This is a genomic window from Streptomyces sp. NPDC032161 (assembly GCF_040636995.1).
Taxonomy (GTDB): Bacteria; Actinomycetota; Actinomycetes; order Streptomycetales; family Streptomycetaceae; genus Streptomyces.
Genome location: NZ_JBEZVN010000004.1, coordinates 372,765 through 392,195 on the forward strand (window position 1 = coordinate 372,765; position 19,431 = coordinate 392,195).

Annotated in this window: 18 protein-coding genes and 1 pseudogene; 16 read left to right on the top strand and 3 right to left on the bottom strand. The window is 71.5% G+C overall.

Annotated features, from left to right (window positions below):
• Positions 1–66 precede the first annotated feature (66 nt).
• The 9 genes from AB0E67_RS13975 to AB0E67_RS14015 all read left to right on the top strand — a co-directional run bounded on the left by AB0E67_RS13975 (position 67) and on the right by AB0E67_RS14015 (position 8,793).
• Entirely contained in the window at positions 67–441 is a 375-nt protein-coding gene (locus AB0E67_RS13975; protein ID WP_362025384.1) for a transcriptional antiterminator, read from the top strand.
• A gap of 32 nt (positions 442–473) precedes the next feature.
• A complete protein-coding gene (locus tag AB0E67_RS13980) occupies positions 474–833 on the top strand; it encodes a DUF2620 domain-containing protein (protein WP_362025387.1) in 360 nt (119 codons plus the stop codon).
• 39 nt (positions 834–872) lie between these two features.
• The gene (locus tag AB0E67_RS13985) at positions 873–2,222 is read left to right on the top strand and encodes a YhfT family protein (RefSeq protein ID WP_362025390.1); all 1,350 of its coding nucleotides are present in this window, start codon (positions 873–875) and stop codon (positions 2,220–2,222) included.
• Between the two features lie 23 nt (positions 2,223–2,245).
• A complete protein-coding gene (locus tag AB0E67_RS13990) occupies positions 2,246–3,193 on the top strand; it encodes a phosphotriesterase (protein WP_362025393.1) in 948 nt (315 codons plus the stop codon).
• Positions 3,186–4,310 carry an aminotransferase class V-fold PLP-dependent enzyme gene (locus AB0E67_RS13995; protein ID WP_362025395.1) on the top strand — a complete coding sequence of 375 codons (1,125 nt, stop codon included), beginning with the start codon at positions 3,186–3,188 and terminating at the stop codon, positions 4,308–4,310. Before AB0E67_RS13990 ends, AB0E67_RS13995 begins: the two co-directional genes overlap by 8 nt.
• Positions 4,311–4,312: 2 nt before the next feature.
• The gene (locus tag AB0E67_RS14000; protein WP_362025398.1) at positions 4,313–5,479 is read left to right on the top strand and encodes an alanine racemase; all 1,167 of its coding nucleotides are present in this window, start codon (positions 4,313–4,315) and stop codon (positions 5,477–5,479) included.
• Positions 5,480–5,491: 12 nt separating this feature from the next.
• Positions 5,492–6,721 (top strand): phosphopentomutase, encoded by a 1,230-nt coding sequence (locus AB0E67_RS14005; protein ID WP_362025400.1) that lies wholly within the window; start codon positions 5,492–5,494, stop codon positions 6,719–6,721.
• Between the two features lie 55 nt (positions 6,722–6,776).
• Positions 6,777–8,447: a phosphoenolpyruvate--protein phosphotransferase gene (gene ptsP / locus AB0E67_RS14010; RefSeq protein ID WP_362025402.1), complete on the top strand. Its 1,671-nt coding sequence runs from the start codon at positions 6,777–6,779 to the stop codon at positions 8,445–8,447.
• Positions 8,448–8,514: 67 nt separating this feature from the next.
• Positions 8,515–8,793, top strand: coding sequence for an HPr family phosphocarrier protein (locus AB0E67_RS14015; RefSeq protein ID WP_362025405.1), 279 nt, complete (start codon positions 8,515–8,517; stop codon positions 8,791–8,793).
• 75 nt (positions 8,794–8,868) lie between these two features.
• Here the strand turns inward: AB0E67_RS14015 and AB0E67_RS14020 are convergent, their stop codons facing one another.
• Both AB0E67_RS14020 and AB0E67_RS14025 read right to left on the bottom strand, forming a co-directional pair.
• Entirely contained in the window at positions 8,869–9,600 is a 732-nt protein-coding gene (locus AB0E67_RS14020; protein ID WP_362025408.1) for an aldehyde dehydrogenase family protein, read from the bottom strand.
• A gap of 314 nt (positions 9,601–9,914) precedes the next feature.
• Complete coding sequence (locus AB0E67_RS14025; protein ID WP_362025410.1) at positions 9,915–10,691, bottom strand: enoyl-CoA hydratase-related protein; 777 nt, start codon at positions 10,689–10,691, stop codon at positions 9,915–9,917.
• A gap of 606 nt (positions 10,692–11,297) precedes the next feature.
• On the opposite strand from AB0E67_RS14025, the gene AB0E67_RS14030 reads away from it, so the two are divergent.
• Together AB0E67_RS14030 and AB0E67_RS14035 are read left to right on the top strand one after the other, a co-directional pair.
• Positions 11,298–12,152, top strand: a complete 855-nt coding sequence (locus tag AB0E67_RS14030; RefSeq protein ID WP_362025412.1) for an acetylxylan esterase — start codon at positions 11,298–11,300, stop codon at positions 12,150–12,152.
• 119 nt (positions 12,153–12,271) lie between these two features.
• On the top strand, positions 12,272–13,672 hold the full coding sequence (locus AB0E67_RS14035; protein ID WP_362025415.1) for a carboxylesterase family protein: 1,401 nt from the start codon (positions 12,272–12,274) through the stop codon (positions 13,670–13,672).
• A gap of 35 nt (positions 13,673–13,707) precedes the next feature.
• Here the strand turns inward: AB0E67_RS14035 and AB0E67_RS14040 are convergent, their stop codons facing one another.
• Positions 13,708–14,889 (bottom strand): helix-turn-helix domain-containing protein, encoded by a 1,182-nt coding sequence (locus AB0E67_RS14040; RefSeq protein ID WP_362025418.1) that lies wholly within the window; start codon positions 14,887–14,889, stop codon positions 13,708–13,710.
• 731 nt (positions 14,890–15,620) lie between these two features.
• Between AB0E67_RS14040 and AB0E67_RS14045 the strand changes: the two are divergent.
• The 5 genes and pseudogenes from AB0E67_RS14045 to AB0E67_RS14065 all read left to right on the top strand — a co-directional run.
• A pseudogene (locus tag AB0E67_RS14045) lies at positions 15,621–15,961 on the top strand (Scr1 family TA system antitoxin-like transcriptional regulator); the annotation flags it as partial.
• Positions 15,962–16,094: 133 nt separating this feature from the next.
• Complete coding sequence (locus AB0E67_RS14050) at positions 16,095–16,475, top strand: tyrosine-type recombinase/integrase (protein WP_362025583.1); 381 nt, start codon at positions 16,095–16,097, stop codon at positions 16,473–16,475.
• A 19-nt stretch (positions 16,476–16,494) separates the two neighbouring features.
• Complete coding sequence (locus AB0E67_RS14055) at positions 16,495–17,769, top strand: alpha/beta fold hydrolase (RefSeq protein ID WP_362025421.1); 1,275 nt, start codon at positions 16,495–16,497, stop codon at positions 17,767–17,769.
• Between the two features lie 13 nt (positions 17,770–17,782).
• Complete coding sequence (locus tag AB0E67_RS14060; protein WP_351633507.1) at positions 17,783–18,439, top strand: MBL fold metallo-hydrolase; 657 nt, start codon at positions 17,783–17,785, stop codon at positions 18,437–18,439.
• A 51-nt stretch (positions 18,440–18,490) separates the two neighbouring features.
• On the top strand, positions 18,491–19,270 hold the full coding sequence (locus AB0E67_RS14065; RefSeq protein ID WP_362025424.1) for an exodeoxyribonuclease III: 780 nt from the start codon (positions 18,491–18,493) through the stop codon (positions 19,268–19,270).
• Positions 19,271–19,431 lie beyond the last annotated feature (161 nt).

Here is a 19,431-nt window from a genome sequence, read left to right on the forward strand (position 1 = left end):
TGCACCGATGATCCAGAATCCCGGTTACTGCTGAATGGGCAGTGGTCATGAAAGGACCAAGCGCAGATGGAAGAACGGCTTGCACTGCGGCTGCAGTTGTTCCGCGACGGTGGCCAGGTCGAGTCACGAGTCGTCGACTTCGTCGCCGGCGAACTCGACGTGCTGGCGGCCGACGGACAGGTTGTCACCGAGGACACCGCCGGGATGCTGACCAGTCATCTCGTGATGGCGCTCACCCGCCTGTTGAACGGCGAGGCCATCGAGCAGTTCCTCACCGACGAGCAGGTGGCGGCCGAGCTGGCCGGACACCCCGAGGCCGTGGCCGGGGCCCGTGCCATGGCCGAGCGGGCCCGGGCGGTGCTGGGCGCGGCCCTGCCCGAGTCCGAGATCAACTTCCTCGGCATGCACCTCGCCGCCCTGGCGCAGCGCTCACACGCCTGACCCACCCCGAGCACGGAAGGCAACAAAAGATCATGAAGAAGATCCTCACCGGCGGCGTCGGCAAGACCGAGGTCGCGCAGACCATCACCGCGATGGCCGTCGACGGCGTCGAGGTCGCCGTCTCCAACGACATGGACGCCGCGATGAAGCTGCGCGCGGGCCAGGCCGACTACTTCCTGGGCACTTGCCACACCGGTGCCGGCGCGTCGCTCGGCGTGCTGGTCGGCCTGATGGGCAGGAAGGCCTGTCACACCTTCGGGCGTTCCGTGCCCAGCGAGGACGAGGTTGCCGCGCTGCTGGCGGGTGGCACCAAGGTCTTCGGCTTCAGCATGGACCAGATCGACACCGTCGCCCCGGTGATCACCCGTGCCATCGCCGCGCACTCCGGCTGACCGGCCCCACTTCAGAGCGGTAGGACAAGGGAGTCACCGTTGAGTTCGTATCTCGCCGCGGGCAGCACCAGCCTCAGCTTCTCGCTGCCGCAGGAGCTCGTCGTCATCGTCCTGTGTGCGCTGACGGCCTTCATCGCCCACCAGGCACTGGCAGTGTTCAATGACGGGGTCCGGCCCTTCCTCCTCGACTTCATTCGCGGCGACAGCACGCGCAGCGCCACGACCGCGGTCTCGTTCGGGCTGTCCGCGGGGTTCATCTTCGGCCTCGGCGCGCCGATGGCGCTGTCCACCGGCGTGCTCAACCCATGGCTGCTCTTCCTGCCCACCGACATCCTCGGCATCCTCGCGCCGAGGAAGTGGCTGGCGCCGATCCTCGGCGCGGCCTGGGGCGCCGTCGTGGTCTTCGGGCTCGGCGGGGCCAACACTCTCGCGCACCGTCTGCCGGTCGACTTCCTGACGGCCTTGCAACAGATGTCGACGCCGATCCTGTTCCTGTTCGCGCTGTTTCCCGTGCTCGCCATCACCAAGCAGTTCGGCAGGCTGCGCGGCGGCATAGCGGGCGTGGTCGAACTGGCCCTGGTCGTCGCCACCATGAAGCTGTGGCCGAAGGTGTTCGCGGGCTCGATCGCGATGGCGGTCGGCGTGCTGATGCTGATCGGTTTCGCCGCCTCCCGCGACATCCGGCAGCGCCGGGCCGAAAAGACCGACCGTGCCGCCGTCGCCGCGGCCGGTCCGGCCGACGACGACGATCCGATGGCGTCACTGTTCGGTGCGAGCGCGGCCCGGCTGCGCAGGCACCTGCCGCTGTTCATGGTGCTCGGCGCGGGTGTGTGCCTGCTGGCCCAGATGCACGTCTTCGGCGGCGGCGAGGCCACCAGCTTCCTGATCGCCAAGCACGACTACAGCGCGGCGGCCCAGGTCGACTTCTATCGCGTCTTCGGCTTCATCCCGCTGATCGCGACGACCGCCCTGGCCTCCGGCGCATACGGCATCGCGGGCTTCACCCTGGTCTACCCGATCGGCTACCTGATGCCGAATCCGTGGCTGGCCCTGGTCTGCGGTGCGCTCGTCTTCGCCGCCGAGGTGCTGCTGCTTTCACGGCTGGGCCGGCTGCTGAACGCGTTCCCGTCGGTCCGGGACAGCTCGGAGCACCTGCGCAGCGCGATCGGCGAGACCCTCGGCCTGGCGATCCTCTTCGGCTCCCTCATGGCCGCCAACACCATGGGCGGCGGGCTCGGCATCCTCGTCGTCGGCGGGCTGTACCTGCTGAACGAGGCCATGGGCCGGCCGGTGGTCCGCATGGCCGCCGCACCGGCGGCGGTGGTCGTCGGCGGCATCGTCCTCAACGTCCTGTACTGGCTGCACCTGTTCACCCCGATCAAGGGCTGAACGGGCACCTGGAAGGCACCTGCATGCACACCATCCGGACCGTCACCGGTCCACTCGACCCCTCCAGCATCACCGGCCCCGTCCTCGCCCACGAGCACATCGCCCTCGACCTGCGCCGCGACAGCGACCACGAGGCCGTGCTCGACGCCCGGCACGCCGACCTGGTCACCGGCGAACTCGCTTCCCTGCGTGAGGCGTTCGGACTGTCGCTGGTCATCGAGCAGACCTGTCGGGGCATGGGCCGCGACACGGACGCGCTGGCCCGCATCTCCGCAGCGTCCCGGGTTGCGGTGGTCGCGGCCACCGGCTGGTACTACGAGCCGTTCCACCCGGACGAGGTGGACGGGGCCGGTGTCGAGCAGCTCACCGACTCACTCGTGCGGGACATCGAGCAGGGCATTGGTACCACCGGGATCCGCCCCGGCGTGATCGGCGAGGTCGGCAGCCACGGAGAGCACCCGAGCGAGCCGGAACGGCGGACACTCACCGCCGCCGCCCGCGCAGCCGTCCGCACCGGGCTGTCCTTGGCCACCCACGCCCACCTCGGCGTGGGCGGCCCGGCCCAGCTCGACCTGCTCACCGCCGAGGGCCTGGCCCCGCACCGCGTGGCCGTCGGCCATCAGGACCTGCTCGACGACCCGGCCGTGCACCGCCGTCTCGCGGCCGAGGGCGCGTACGTCTCCTTCGACACCGTCGGCAAGAACAGCTACCAGAGCGACGCGACACGGCTGCGGCTGCTGCTGGCGCTGATCGAGTCAGGGCACGCCGACCGGGTGTTGCTCTCCTGCGACGTCTCCCGCCACGGCTACCTGACCGGCGAGGGCGGCACCGGCTACGGCCACCTGTTCCACTCCTTCCTGCCCCGGCTCCGGGCGGCAGGCGTCGACGAGGACCTGATCGACCTGATCACCCGTCGCAACCCGCTGCGCTTTCTGACCGGCGCCGACACGCAGGAGAAGCCCGATGCCTAGCCCGGGGCGGCGGCTGCCGCAGACCTTCCCGCTGCCGACCGTGCCGCTGGCCGACGCCGTCGCCAAGCAGTTCCGGCTGCTGGAGTGCACCGCACGCCACTTCGAGGGCGAGCAGTTGTTCGCGGCCGATGCGGGCGTCGTGCCCGGGCTGGGCCGCCCGCGCACGACCGCGCGCGTGGAGGCCGTCCTCGCCGACTTCCTCGGCTCCGAGGCCGCCGCCCTCGTCCAGGGCGCGGGCACCGGCGCGATCCGGGCCGGGCTGACCGCCGCGCTCGACGCCGACACCGAGCTGCTGATCCACAGCGCGCCGGTCTACCGCACCACCCAGGCGACATTGCGCGGTCTCGGCGTGCGCACCGTCGCCGTCGACTTCAACGACCCACGCGCTCTGGAGGAGGCGTTGACGTCCGGACGGTTCGCCTGGGCGTACGTCCAGCACACCCGGCAGCGGCTGGCAGACCGCTACGACCCGGGCGAGGTCCTGGCGGCCTGCCGGGCGCACGGGGTGCGGACCGTCGTCGACGACAACTACGCGGTGATGCGCGTCCCGGCGTGCGGGGTCGAACTGGGGGCGGACGCCTCCTGCTTCTCGCTGTTCAAGCTGCACGGCCCCGAAGGCGTCGGCGTGGTGGCCGGATCCCGGGATCTGGTGGACCGGGTCCACGCCGACAACTACTCGGGCGGTGGCCAGGTCCAAGGCCACCAGGCACTGGACGCGCTGCGTGCTCTCACCCACGTGCCGGTGCTGTGGTCCGTCCAGTCCCAGGTGAGCACGGAGGTCGCCGAGCGGCTGGCCTGCGGCGAGGTGGACGGCGTCGCCGAGGTCCGGATCGCCAACGCCCAGGACCGCTGCCTGCTGGTCCGTCTGGCCCGGCCCGTGGCCCGGGAACTGCCCGCCGTCGCGGCCCGGTACGGTGCCGCGCCCTATCCCGTGGGCTCCAACTCCCGCTACGAGATCGCCCCGCTCTTCTACCGGATGTCCGGTTCCAGCCTCGACGACGCCCCCGAGCTCGCCGACTGGACGATCCGCATCAACCCCATGCGCGCCGGCGCGGACCTGGTGCTGGACATCCTGCGCCGCTCGCTCGCCGACCTGCACCAGCCCAAGGACGACTGACCGTGTTCCTCGACACCGTGCTGGCTCGTAACCCGGAACTGGTGGAAACGGCCGCCGTGTTGCACCAAAGCGGCGCGATCCCGCCCGACACCTACGTAATGGACCTCGACACCGTCGAGGCCAACGCGCGGCTGCTCGCCGCCGAAGCCGAACGGCTGGGCCTGACGCTGTGGTTCGTGGCCAAGCAGTTCGGCCGCAATCCCGAGCTGATCCGGGCGATCGCCCGGCACATCCCGAAGTTCGCAGCCATCGACGCGCCGGAGGCGCGGATCCTGCACGCGGCCGGCGCACAGGCCGGAAATCTGGGACACCTGGTGCAGATCCCCGGCCGGTCGCTCCAGGAGATGCTCGCCTGGCGTCCGGAGACCGTGACCGTCTACGACGTGGCCAACGCGGAGGCGGTGAGCCGGGCGGCGCAGCGGCTCGGATTCGTCCAGCACCTGCTGGTCCGGCTCCAGGGCGCGCCGGGCACGGTCTACCCGGGACAGGAGGGCGGCGTCCCGCTGGAGAGGCTGGACGATTTCGCCGAGCGGGTGGAGCGGCTGCCGGGCGTACGGATCGCGGGTGTCACGGCCTTCCCGTGCGTGCTGTGCGCCCCGGACACCGGCAGGCCGGAGCCCACCGCGAACCTGCCGCTGGCGCTGGCCGCGCGCGACCGGCTCGCCGCGCGCGGGTACTGCGACCTGAAGCTGAGCGCGCCGAGCGCCAGCTCGGTGGCCACGCTGCCGCTGCTGGCGCGGCACGGCGCCACCCACGCCGAGCCCGGCCACGCGCTGACCGGTACCACTCCGCTGCACGCGGTCGACCCGCGCCAGAGCGAGCGCCCAGGCTACGTCTACATCAGCGAGGTGGCACACACCCTCGCCGACGGGCGGCCGGCCGTCCACGGCGGCGGCTTCTACCCCCGTGCCAGGATCGAGGACGCGTTCCTGCCGCGCTCAGGGGTGCGGCTGACCGTGCACGACGCGCCCGCCGAGAACATCGACTACTACCGGCTGCTGGAAGCGCCCGCGACGCCGAGCGACGCCGGGCTCGGCGACACGGCGGTCTTCGCCTTCCGCACCCAGATCTTCGTCACCCGCAGCAACGTCGCCGTCGTCGCCGGACTGTCGTCCGGCACGCCCCGGCTGCGCGGCCTGTACGACGCCCTGGGCCGGCCCCTCGACTAAGGAACAGCACCCATGAGCAGAACCGTCATCGTAGTCCTCGACGGCTTCGGCGTCGGCGCCATGCCCGACGCCGGAGCCCTGCGGCCCGGCGACGCCGCCGCCGACACGTGCGGCCATCTCCTCGACCACTGCCGCCGCATCCGGGGCCGGGCGCTGCACCTGCCCGCGTTGTCAGCACTCGGCCTGGGCCTGGTCCACCCGCACCCGGACCTGGCCTCGCGCACCTCGCTGCCGGTGGCGGTGGGCCGGGCCGCCCTCGGCTACCCGGGAGCGGACACCTACGCGGGCCACCAGACCATGATGGGAGCCGACTTCAGCACGGTGACCGTGGCCCGGCTCGCGGACCACCTCGACGCCGCTGCCGCCGCGCTGCGTGCCGCCGGGCACGAGGCGGAGCCGCTGGACAACCAGCCGGTGCTGCTCGTGGACGGTGTGGTGCTGGTGCACGACAACCTGGAAGCCGACCCGGGCATCAACTGGAACGTCTCCGGCCGGCTCGACGACCTGCCGTTCAAGCGGATCCTCTCCGTCGCCGCGACCGTCCGCTCGGTCGCACCGGTCGCCCGCGTCATCGCGGTCGGCGGCCACGCGGACGCGCCATTGGCCGAGTTCGTCCGCCCCGGCGACGGCGGCACCGTCGGCCTCGACACACCCGCCAGCGGCTTCTACCGCAACGGCGGCCTGCAGGTACAGCACCTGGGCGCGCCGCTGGACCACACCCGGCAACTGCCGGACCTCGCGGCCCGCGCCGGGATCCCGGTCACTCTCGTCGGCAAGGCCGCCGACATCCTCGCCTGCGATGCCGCGGTGCGCCGTCCGGCGGTGGTGACCGCGGACGTCCTCGCGCACACCCTGGACGCCGTCCGCGCCGACGGGGATGCCCTGGTCGTCGCCAACGTCCAGGAGACCGACCTGGCCGGGCACCAGCAGGACACCGACCGCTACGGCTCCGTGCTGGAACGCGCCGACCAGGGGCTGGGCGAACTGATCGCCCTGCTCGACACCCCCGGCGACTGCCTGATCGTCACCGGCGACCACGGCAACGACCCCACCATCGGCCACGCGTTCCACACCCGCGAGTTCGTACCGGTCCTGATGCATCGGCCGGGCGCGGTCCCGGAGCACCTGCCCGACACCGGCAGCCTGGCCGACCTGGGCGCGACCGCGGCCGCGTGCCTCGGCATCGCCCCCGACGGGCTGGCCAACGGGACCGCCCTGCGCCCTCCGCGGCAGGCGGGCTGACGCCGCGCCGTCGACGTACTGGGCATCCCTCCCGCACACCCAGGAGATCTCTGACATGAACAAAACACTCAAGGGCCTCGGCGTGAGCCAGGGGACGGTGATCGGGCCGGTCCGCCGGATGGGGACGGCCGCGCTGGAGCCCGGATCCGAGCACATCCCGACCGACCGGGCGCCCCACGAGCAGGAGCGCGCCCACGACGCGGCCCGCACGGTCGCCGCGGAGCTGACGGCGCGCGGCGCGCGGGCGGGCGGCCAGGCACAGGCCGTGCTCGAAGCGCAGGCACTGATCGCGCAGGACCCGGAGCTGGCCGCCGACGTCGAACGCCGTATCGCGTCGGGGAGTTCGGCGGCACGCGCCGTCCACGACGCCTTCGCCGACTACCGGGAGCTGCTGACCCGAGCCGGCGACTACTTCGCCGGACGCGTCGCCGACCTCGACGACGTGCGCGACCGCCTCGTCGCCCACCTGCTGGGCGTGCCCATGCCCGGCCTGCCCGACGGTGACGAACCCTACGTGCTCGTCGCCCGGGACCTCGCCCCCGCGGACACCGTCCTGCTGAACCCCGCACTGGTGCTGGGTTTCGTCACCGAGGAGGGCGGGCCGACCAGCCACAGCGCCATTTTGGCCCGGGCGATGGGCGTGCCGGCCATCGTGGCCCTGCCGGACGCCGCGCACCTGGCCGAGGGCGTCGTGGTCGCCGTCGACGGCTCCACCGGCGAGGTCGTCGTCGAGCCCGGCGCGGATCTGCGTGCGGCGGTCGCGGAGGCCGCCGCCCGGCAGCAGGCGGCACTCGCGATGTCCACCGGACCGGGCGCGACCCGGGACGGGCACCCTGTCCCACTGCTGGCCAACATCGGCGGCCCGGCCGACGTGCCCGCGGCACTGGCGGCAGGCGCCGAGGGCGTCGGCCTGTTCCGCACCGAGTTCCTCTTCCTGGACGACAACCGGACCGCCCCCACGCAGGAGAGACAGGCCGCCGCCTACCGGGCCGTTCTCGAAGCCTTCGGCGACGCCCGGGTCGTGGTGCGCGTCCTGGACGCCGGCGCGGACAAGCCCCTGGACTTCCTGACCCCCGTACACGAACCCAACCCGGCTCTCGGTGTCCGCGGCCTGCGCACCCTGCTCGACCACACCGACGTCCTGCACACCCAGCTCAGTGCCCTCGCCGAGGCCGCCGCAGGACTGCCGGTCCGTCTGGAAGTCATGGCGCCCATGGTCGCCGACCGGACCGACGCCGCCGCCTTCGCCGACGCCTGCCGGCGAGCGGGGCTCACCGCGAAGACCGGCGCCATGGTGGAGATCCCGTCCGCCGCGCTGCGCGCACACGCCATCCTGCGGGAGGTCGAATTCCTCTCGCTGGGGACCAACGACCTGGCGCAGTACACCTTCGCCGCCGACCGGCAGGTCGGCGCGCTCTCCCGACTACAGGACCCGTGGCAGCCCGCCCTGCTCGACCTCGTCGCGTCCGCGGCCGGGGCTGCCCGCGACGCGGGCCGGAGCTGCGGTGTGTGCGGCGAGGCCGCCTCGGACCCGCTGCTGGCCTGCGTGCTCGCCGGACTCGGCGTCACCAGCCTGTCCATGAGCCCCGCGGCGATCCCCCACGTCCGCGCAGCCCTCGCCGCCCACAGCCTCGACCAGTGCCGCATGGCCGCCGCAGCGGCACGCGGCGCGGACACCCCCGACCGGGCCCGCAACGCGGCCGCGGCTGTTCTGCACGCCATCTGACCGTCCGTCACAACGCTCCGGCCACCGGCCCATCGCCCTCGCAGCACGAAGATCCGGAAGGACACCCATGCCCAGCATCCAGGTCACCGTCGGCGCAGCCGACGGCCTGCACGCCCGCCCCGCCTCCCTGTTCGTGCAGGCCGCTGCCCGCCAGCCGGTCAGGGTCACCGTCGCCCGCCCGGGCGCCGCGCCCGTCGACGCACGCAGCCTCCTCGCCGTCCTCACCCTGGCCGCCGGCCACGGTGAGACCCTCGAACTCACAGCAGAGGGCGACGCGGCGCCCGCCGCGCTGGAGGAGCTCGCCACCCTCCTGGCCTCCGACCCCGACACCACCCCCGTGCCGTAACGAGCAACCCCGCGCTCACCTCAGCTCCCGCCCGACCGAACTCCTCAGCACCTGGAACGGGGGAACGCCCCACGATCACACCGGTTTACCTACGTGTGCGGCGAGGCCGACGACGAGGATATCGATGCCGAAGGCGAAGCGGTCGTCCTGGGTTCCGGCGTCCACCTCGGGGTGCGTCACCAGTGCCTCTCCCACGCCCGGGCCGTAGCCGCTGATCAGGTTCACCACGCCGGGCGGGAAGCCGGCCTCGTGAATGGCGTCGAACAGCTGGTATACGGCAAGGGGAGCCACCTCACTCGGCTTGACCACCACGGTGCAGCCGGCGGCGAGCGCGGGCGCGATCTTGCAGGTGATCTGGTGCAGCGGGTAGTTCCACGGCGTGATCGCCGCGACGACTCCCGCAGGTTCGGTGAGGACGAGCGAGTTGCCGATCCACTCTTCGGTCTCGTCTTCCTGCAGCAGGTCGACGCAGCCGACGATGTCAGTCAGGGGGAGTGCGGCCTGAATCCGGGTGGCGATACGCATCGGCGTGCCGACGTCGGTGGCGATCATTGCGGCGATCTCCGCCGACCGTTGGGCGACGCCGTGGTGCAGCTTGCGCAGGTACTCCGCCCGCTCGGCGCGGGATGTCGCGGCCCAAGCGGGGAACGCCGCGCGCGCTGCCCGCACTGCCCGGTCCGCGTCCGCGGCAGTGCCGTTGGGGACGACACCGATCACGTCCTCGGTGGCCGGGTTCTCGACGGCGATCGTCTCCGCCGCGCCCGGCGCCCACGTTCCGTCCACATGGGTCGCATTGCGATCGATCAAGGTGCCCTCCTGCCTCGGCGCTCTTCTCGTAGAACGACGTGTGTTCCTGTTTCACGGTGGGTTCGACCTTCCTTGAGGCGCTCCGGATGTCGCAGGCCAACGCAATCTCGAACCCGACGGCGAGGCCACACCCGTTCAGTAGGGCGTCCAGCAGTCCCCCCAATGAGCCGTCACCGTGGGGGGCCTGACTGGACTGCCCCGTGCGACTCCGGTCTCCTCTCGGCGACCGCTGGCCCTTCCGAAGGCCGGCAGGTCCTCGCACATCCGGGCTCGGACCGGCGCGCCCGGGGCGGCCGCGGTCGAGCGCGTCAGGTTCAGTCGGCTACGGCTGTCCGGTCGAGGAACCGTCGCAGGCCGGTCCGTACGCCGTCCGTGGGGACGGTGGCTGCAAAGCACGCCGCCTCGACCGCCAGGCCCTCGTCGATCGGCAGGTTGATACCACGGGTGACCGCGCGCAGGCAGGCGGCTACGGCCGTCGGTGCATGCCTGATGATCCGCGCGGCCAGGTCCCGCGCGGCGTCCATGACCTCGTCGGCCGGTACGACGGTGTTGACAAGACCCAGCTCGGCGGCTCGGGCGGCCGGGATCGGGTCGCCGGTCAGGATCATCTCCAGGCCGCGCTTGCGGCCGACGTGCCGCGGCAGGCGCTGGGAGCCGCCGAAGGGGGGCGGAAAGCCGAGGGTGATCTCGGGTTTGGCGAAGGTCGCGTGCTCGGCGGCGATCGCGAGCGGAGCGGCCTCGGTGATCTCGCAACCACCGCCGTAGGCGAGGCCGTTGACCGCGACGATCACCGGCTTGGGGAACTCCTCGATCCGCCGGGTCAGCGCGTGGCCCCGGCGGACGATCTCGCGCAGCGCACGTTCGGGCCCGCCGGCGATGCTGGCCGCAAGCGAAGGGATGTCCGCGCCCGCACTGAACGCCCTGTGCCCGGCGCCGGTCAGGACGACCGCCCGGATGCCGTCGTCGGAGTCGATGAGGTCGAGCTGTGCGAGCAGCGCGTCGATCGTCGGATGGTCCAGGGCGTTGAGCTCCTGTTCCCGGTCGATGGTGATCACTACGACCTGGTCGTCCCGCTCGATGCGCACGGTCATGTTGGGTTACTCCGTTTCGCCTGGGTTCGGACGCACCGAGGCTACGAGCCGTGCTCCAGAACAATCCACAAATTGTCCTGGATACAATGGGAGACGGCGGACTTCACCTCGACGAGGAAGGTGCTGGGCTCGGCCGACGCGAAGTTGGCCGTGTCCGCGTGGATCTCCAGCTCGCTGCCCGAGGCGTCGAAGGACTCGCCAAAAATGGGCTCTGACCTGGTCTTTTCCGAGACTCGCTCAGGACGACATTTTTCCGATGACCTCGCACGCGGAGTACGTCGCGATCGTTGAACCGGTGCGGGAAGACGCCTGACCTACGGTTTTATCGGTGTGCATTATGTGCGCTGTGGGTGTTACGGGCGATATCTTGACGCTGAAATGACGCTCGTGACGCTCGTTCTGATGGAGGCTCTTGTCGTAGCGGCGGAACCGAGCCTGGCCCCCTCACCGCGCTCAGGCCTCTCGGCATGTTGCACAAACTCCGACGTCACTGCTTGCCGCGATTGCGCAGAGACAGGTCTCGAACCGTGCTTCAGGATGTGCGATCAGACAAGGCGTGAGCCGGATGAAACATCCAGTTCACCGTGACGACACCGGGAGTCCGCTGTGCTCTGGAGAAAACTGCTCGTTCCCCTGACCTCGCTCCTGCTCCTGCTGACGGCTTCTGCCGGCGCGGGAGCGGCAGCGGCGTCCACCGGTTCCCCTGCCGGTGCCAGTGCCGAGGCGGCCGCGGCCGACTACGGCGCTCCCGGCCCCTACGCCACCGCGGTGGAGGTCGGGGTGGTGACCACCCTGTACTACCCGCGTGACATCGCGACCAGCGACCGCCGCCACCCCGTGATCGTGTGGGGAAACGGCACCTTCGCCTTCCCGGTCGTCTACCGCGACCTGTTGCTCCACTGGGCCAGTCAGGGCTTCATCGTCGCCGCCGCCAACACCCCGCAGTCCAACCTCGGCATCTCCATGCGCGCCGGGATCGACCTGCTCACCCGCCGCAACGCCGACCACGACAGCCCCTTCCACGACCGTGTCGACCTGGAGCACATCGGCGCGTCCGGTCACTCGCAGGGCGGCGCCGCCGCCATCGTCGTCGGCGCGGACCCGCGTATCGACACCATCCTGCCCATCCAGCCCGGGCCGCTCGCCGACATCGACGACGTACACGTACCCGCGCTCCTCCTGGCCGGGCAGAAGGACAGCATCGTCTTCCCCTTCCTGGTCAAGGCCTTCTACAACGACGCCGACCACATACCGGCCATCTACGGGGAACTGCGCGGCGCCGATCACTTCACGGTCGTGGGCGACCCCGGCCCGTTCGCCGCGCCCACCACCGCCTGGTTCAAGGCACACCTGATGGGGGACCAGACGGCGAGAGCACAGTTCTTCGGGGCCGACTGCGGGATCTGCACCGACAGCGGCACCTGGTCCGACGTCCGCCGCAACGGCCTCGCAAACCGGTGACCCGCTCCCGGAGATCCCTTCCGCCGTGACCGGCGGCCGTCCCGATCCACGCCGCCCGCCCCTGACGCTCCCGCGACCAGGGGCGGCACCGGCCCCCGTTCGTACATGGAAGGACCGCCATGGACCTCATCGCGACCACCGGGCAGGGCAAGGTCCGAGGCCGTTTCCACAACGGGATCGCCACCTTCCTCGGCATCCCCTACGCCGCCCCGCCCTTCGGCGCCCACCGCTTCCGCGCTCCCGCCCCGGTCGAGTCCTGGGAAGGGGTACGAGACGCTCTGGAGTACGGGCCGACCGCCCCCAAACGCCCCTACCGCCCGCCCCTCGACCGACTGATACCCGATCCGAGCATCGCCGGGGACGACTGTCTCAACCTCAACGTCTGGACCCCATCCGTCGGCGAGGGCCGGCTGCCCGTCATGGTCTGGATCCACGGGGGTTCCCTGCGCAACGGCTCGGCGAACCTGCCGCTCTACGACGGGGGCGCCTTCGCGCGCGACGGGGTGGTCCTCGTCTCCGTCAACTACCGGCTCGGCGTCGAGGGGTTCGGGGTCTTCCCCGACGCTCCCGTCAACCGGGGCCTCCTCGACCAGATCGCAGCCCTGATCTGGGTCCGCGACAACATCTCCGCCTTCGGTGGAGATCCGGCGAACGTCACCGTGTGCGGGGAGTCCGCCGGCGCGATCAGCGTCGCGGCCCTCATGACCAGCCCCGGCGCGGCCGGGCTGTTCCACCGGGCGATCCTGCAGAGCGGCCCGCCGCACACGGTGTCGCGCCGCGAGGGCGCGAAGACCGTACGGTCGATGGCGAAGAGACTGCGGATCCCGGCCACTGCCGAGGCGTTCGCGGCGGTGGACCGAGACCTGCTGCTGGACGCGCAGGCCGCCGTCGTCGACCGGTCCGACCCCATCGGCGGCGGTCCCGGCTTCCACATCGTGGTCGACGGCGACGTGGTGCCCGCCGCCCCGCCCCTTCCCGAGGCCGACCTGCTGCTGGGCTGCAACCGGGAGGAGTACCGGCTGTGGTTCGTACCCGGCGGAACCGTGGACCGGATCAGCCGGCTCACCCTGCGGCTGGCACTGCTGAAGATCCGTGTCCCGCAACGCGTGGCACGCCTGTACCGAGCCACCCGGCCGCACGCCAAACCCGGTGAGATCCTGGGAGAGATGGCCACCGACCTGCTGCTGCGGGGGCCGCTCAACCGCCTCGCCGACTCCCGGCCCGCCCGTACCTTCGTCTACGAATTCTGCTGGCGCTCGCCCGTGATGGGACTCGGCGCCTGCCATGCGCTGGAAATCGGCTTCGTCTTCGACAACCTGCGCGCCGCCGAGGACCTGACCGGGCCCGGCGCGCCCCAGCCACTGGCCGACGCCATGCACCGGGCCTGGGTCGCCTTCGCCACTACCGGACAGCCGGGCTGGTCCGGCTGGAACGTGGACCGGCCCGTCATGGTCTTCGACCACCCCGGCGTCGGCCCGGTCCTCGCACCCCGGCACGAGGAACTCGGGGCCTGGCTCTGACGGATGACAGGCCGAGCGCTCGCACCGGCTGTGGTTCATCCGCTTTCCGCTGCTCCTGCGGAACCTTGCCATCCGGTGACCCCGCGGTGATCCGCGGGCCCGGCCAGGTCCCTGGCGACGAGCGCCGCCTGGATCAGCCGCGCCTGCGCGGGAACCGCGAGGTCGAGGCCCGTCAGCGCGCTCACTCGCTGCAACCGGTAGTCCAGGGTGTTGCGGTGGACGCACAGCTCCAACGCCGTCTGGCGGCGGTTGAGCCCCCGCTCCACGAACACGCGCAGCGTCTCAAGCAGGTACGGGTGCTCCTCCAAGGGGTCGAGTTTGGCCGCCAGCCGCACCAGGCCGTCCCCGGGGCGCGCGAGCTGGTGCTCCAGCAGCACGTCGTCGAGGCGGTAGCACCCGGGCGGGCGTCCCAGGCGCCGGACGAGATCCAGCACGCGGCCGGCCTCCTGCGCCGCCGAGGAGATGGCCGCCGGTACGGGGGAGCGGGCGGCGGCGGCGCGCACGGGCTGCCCCACGTCCTTCTCCAGCCGGGCCACCAGGCCCGGCACGTCGAACCTGCCCGGCAACAAGGCGATCCGAGCGACGTGGTCCATCAGCACAGGGATCCCGGTGAAGGCGTCGAGCGAGGACTGCACCAATCTGCTCGGCGGGTCGGACTCGAACGCGAAGGCAACCACCTCGTACTCACCCACCACGGCCACCCGCGCCACGCCCGCAAGCTCCTCGTACGGCCGTCCTGCCAGCAGGGCGTCGAGCAGGGCCCGCCGTACGCGCTTGTCCTCGCTGTGGAGGTCCTCCTGGGCGTTCTGATGGGCGAGGACGACCGCGGGCAGCGCGGAGTGCAGGCAGGCGAGCAGCTTGCCGCCCGCCCCGGCCAGCTCACCGGGCTCCGCGACCTCGGTCAGCGTCTGCCACCACACCTCGGCGCCGATCAGGTAAGCGGCGATCACCGCCTCCAGGGGGACGCGCTCCTCGGCCCGGCGCGCCGACCACTCGATGAGCCGGGTCAGATCGCCCGGCCCCATCGGACCCCCGCCGCCGTCGCGCAGTGCCCTGAGCAACAGCGCGTGCACCGCCGCGATGGACCGCGCCACCTCGCCCTGGAGGGTGGCGCGGGGCAGCGCCCCGTAGAACGGCGCCTCCGCCGCGCAGCGCGCGACCACGACGGCCGTGAGGTCACCGACCCGGGCGGCCATCCGGGCGTGCAGGTCCGACATCGGCGCATCGTCACACCGCCCCGGCCGTGCCGTCAATCGGAGCCCCGGGTCCGGCGGCGCGGGCAACGGGCAACACTGTCCTGGAGGGCTGTCGCAGACAGCAGCACGTCCTTGGGCGGTAGATCGGCACTGATGTGTCGACGACCGCATCCCACGGGCCGTGTGCGGCCAGAGCCTGCAGATCGGCTGCGACGGCCCGGTCGCCGCGAACCGTCCTGACTCCCGGCACATCCGCCTTGGAACGCCCCCGGTTGAAGGTGGTGACCTCCCATCGTCGAGAGAGCGCCCCTACGGCCACGTGCTTGCCGAGGAACCAGGTGCCGCCAATCACGAGTAGCTTCATGTCGCAGATCACGCCCGCCGGTCCCCGGGGCGGAAGACCTGCTCCGAATCCGCAGAACTGTCGCGCCGTCACAGCGGGTCCGGGCGTCCGACGGGAATCCGCGCTCGCGGACTACACCAAGGTGCTCACCCTCGACACGACGGCCCTCGAACTCCCGTCAGCCGGACGATGGCGGCAGGAAGCGGCACGCCGGACCCACGGCTGCCGCCAGGCTGCGGCAGCACCCGCTGGGGAGCTGCTGGGGCCTACGGTCTGGCGGAGGCGGTCAACGCCAAGCTGGTGTGGCGCAAGAACGGAGTTCCGGCAGTCACGGAAGGGCCGTATCTGGAGACCAAGGAGTACCCAGCACACGAGCACGGCGAAGACCGACAGGACGTGATCCCGATGAGTGGAACTGGCCAGTGGTCTATTCGCCCGGAACACCGTAGCCGTTCACGGCCTGTTGCAGACCCCCGCATACGCGCGGGCGGTCACAGAGGGCAGCCGGGTATGGAAGCGGACCGAGGACATCGACCGCTTCGTCGAGCTGCGGATGGAGCACCGGAAGAGCATGGCCGCCCACACCCCGCCACTGAAGCTGTGGGCCGTTCTCCCTGAAGGGCTCCTGCGCCAAGAAGTCGGCGGACGGGAAGTCATGCCGAGCAGGTTGAGCACCTCATCGCCCTCGCGACCGATGGCCCCAACGTCACGATCCAGGTTCTCCCCTTCGTAACGGGCGCCCACGCCGGCATGGACGGGCCTTTCATCCACATGAACCTTCCCGCCGGCCCGGACGTCATCGTCATCGCGCCGCTTTCGCTTTCCCTGATGGGCCTGCGGCCTGCGGTGGTCGGACATCGATCTGAAGGCGGCCACGCTCAGCATCGCGAACACGCGGACCATGATGGGCAACCGCACCGTGGTGGAGAAGGACACCAAGAGCATGGCGGGGGAGGGCTACTCGGGGAGCGGCTACGTCCTGGTGGACGAACTCGGAGCCGCGCTGAACGGTCGGCAGCTCCAGGGGCATGCCTACAAGCTCGTAGCCAAAAACGGCCTTCGCAAGGTCCGTCTGTACGATGCTCGGGCGTCCTGCTTCACGTATCTCGCCGACAACGGCGTGCCGGATCGCCTGCTTGCCCTGTGGGCAGGGCACACCAACGCGAAGACGACCAAGAGGTGGTACGTGAAGCCTGAAGTAAACGACCTGCTTCCGGCGGCGGAAGTGTGGGGAGGTCTCGCAGGCGCGTGTGACAGATCGTGACAGATGAAGGTGTGAACCTGTGAGCGAAGCCAAGACCGAAACCCTGCAATACCGCTTTGACGGGCCCAAAGAAGCGCCTGTGCTGATCCTGGGCCCCTCACTGGGTACCACATGGCACATGTGGGACCGGCAGGTACCGGAGCTCACCCAGCGCTGGCGGGTCCTCCGCTTCGACCTGCCCGGCCACGGCGGCGCCCCCGCCCGTCCGGCCGCCGCCGTTCCCGAACTCTCCGACCGGCTGCTCGCCACCCTCGACGCCCTGGGTGTGCGGCGCTTCGGGTACGCGGGCTGCTCCATCAGCGGAGCGATCGGCGCCGACCTCGCGCTGCGGCATCCGCACCGGATCGCCTCGCTCGCCCTGGTCGCCGCCTCGGCCCGGTTCGGCAGCGCCGACGAGTTCCGCCAGCGCGGGGTGGTCGTCCGAACCAACGGGCTGGAGCCGATGGCCCGCACCGCGCCCGAGCGCTGGTTCACGCCCGCGTTCGCCGCCGCGCAGCCGGCCATCGTCGAGTGGGCCGTCCAGATGGTCCGCACCACCGACCCCGGCTGCTACATCGCCGCCTGCGAGGCCCTGGCCGCCTTCGACATCCGCGCCGGACTCGACCGCATCGCCGTCCCGACCCTCGCCCTGGTCGGCGCCGAGGACCGGGTCACCGGGCCGGGCGACGCCCGCACCCTGGTCGCGGGCATACCGGACGCCCGGCTCGCCCTCGTCCCGGGAGCCGCCCACCTCGCCCCGGTCGAACAGCCCGCGGCCGTCACCGATCTGCTCCTCACCCACTTCTCCACGGCCTGGCAGGACACCCTCGCCGGCATCCCCATGCCCGCCGACACCCCGCGGGTCTCGGCCCCCGTGCTGCCCGTCGCGGAGATCACCGCCGCCGAGCGGCCCGAGCCCCCGGCCACCGGGCGCCCCGACCCGTACGACCACGGTCTGAAAGTGCGCCGCGAGGTGCTCGGCAACGCCCATGTGGACCAGGTCACGGGCGAGGCCGACGAGTTCACGGGCGACTTCCAGGAACTCGTCACGCGGTACGCCTGGGGCGAGGTGTGGACCCGAGAGGGCCTGGACCGCCGCACCCGCAGTTGCGTCACGATCGCCGCGCTGGTGGCCGGAGGGCAGCTGGACAGCCTCGCCGCCCATGTCCGGGGCGCCCTGCGCAACGGCGTCGCACCGACGGAGATCAAGGAGGTGCTGATGCAGACCGCCGTGTACTGCGGCGTCCCGGCCGCGAGCGCCGCGTTCTCGGTGGCCCGGACCGTGATCCGCGAAGAAACCACGCCCCGGTCGTAGCAGGATGGGCCCCATGAACGCTGTGAACCCCGCGCACCTCACGCTGACCAAGAAGAAGCACTCCTGCGTCCGGCTGGAGAAGGAGGGGCGGACGCTGGTCGTCGACCCGGGCGGCTTCTCCGAGGAGGACGCCGCCGTCGGCGCCGACGCGATCCTGGTGACGCACGAGCACCCCGACCACTTCGACGAGCGGCGGCTGCGCGCCGCCCTGGAGGCCGACCCCGCCGTCGGGATCTGGACGCTCCGCAGCGTCGCCGACCGGCTCTCGGCGGCCTTCCCCGGCCGAGTCCACACGGTCGGTCACGGCGACACGTTCACCGCGGCGGGCTTCGACGTGCAGGTGCACGGCGAGCTGCACGCGGTGATCCACCCCGACATCCCGAGGATCACCAACGTCGGCTTCCTGGTGGACGGCTCGGTCTTCCACCCGGGCGACGCGCTCACCGTCCCCGACCACCCGGTCGACACGCTGATGCTCCCCGTGATGGCCCCCTGGAACAAGATCTCCGAGGTCATCGACTACGTGCGCGAGGTCGCGCCGCGTCGCGCCATCGACATCCACGACGCCCTGCTCACCGATCTCGCCCGGCCGATCTACGACAGCCAGATCGGTGCGCTCGGCGGCGCCGACCACGGCCGACTGGCCCCCGGGGACTCCACCGGCCTGTGACCCTCCCGACGGGCCGCGCCCGCCGGAGCGAAGGGCGCTAGGTTTACGTACATGCGCATCGCCACCTGGAACGTCAATTCGATCACTGCCCGGCTCCCGAGGCTGCTGGCCTGGCTGGAGAGCACCGGCACGGACGTGCTGTGCATCCAGGAGACCAAGTGCACCGCCGAACAGTTCCCCACCGAGCAGCTCCGCGAGCTGGGCTACGAATCCGCGGTCAACGCCACCGGCCGGTGGAACGGGGTCGCACTGGTCTCCAGGGCCGGTCTGTCCGACGTCGTGACGGGCCTGCCAGACGGCCCCGACTACGAGGGCGTGCAGGAGCCGCGGGCGATCTCCGCGACCTGCGGCCCGGTCCGGGTCTGGTCGGTGTACGTGCCCAACGGCCGCGAGATCGAGCACGCGCACTACGCGTACAAGCTGCGCTGGTTCGAGGCCCTGCAGAAGGCGGTCGCGGCGGACGCGGCGGGCTCGCAGCCGTTCGCGGTCCTCGGCGACTTCAACGTGGCCCCGACCGACGAGGACGTCTGGGACCCGGCCCTCTTCGAGGGCGCCACGCACGTCACCCCCGCCGAACGCGCCGCCCTCGCCGCGCTGCGCCAGGAGGGCCTGTCCGACGTCATGCCCCGCCCCCTGAAGTACGACCGCCCGTACACCTTCTGGGACTACCGCGAGCTGCGCTTCCCGAAGAACAAGGGCATGCGGATCGACCTCGTCTACGGCAACACGCCCTTCGTCGCGGCGGTCCAGGACAGCTACGTCGACCGGGAGGAGCGCAAGGGCAAGGGCGCCTCCGACCACGCCCCGGTGGTCGTGGACCTCGGCCTCTGACGCCACGGACCGGGGCCCCGCCGTCGCCGCGCGGCCGTTGTCAGTGGCCGCCGTTACGGTGGTTGCCGTCCTTATCCCGCTTGCTGGCTGCTTGCTGAGACCAGGACAGCCCCGCCCGTTCAGCGCCGGGCGGGGCCTCGGCCGTCCTCGGACCGGGCGGC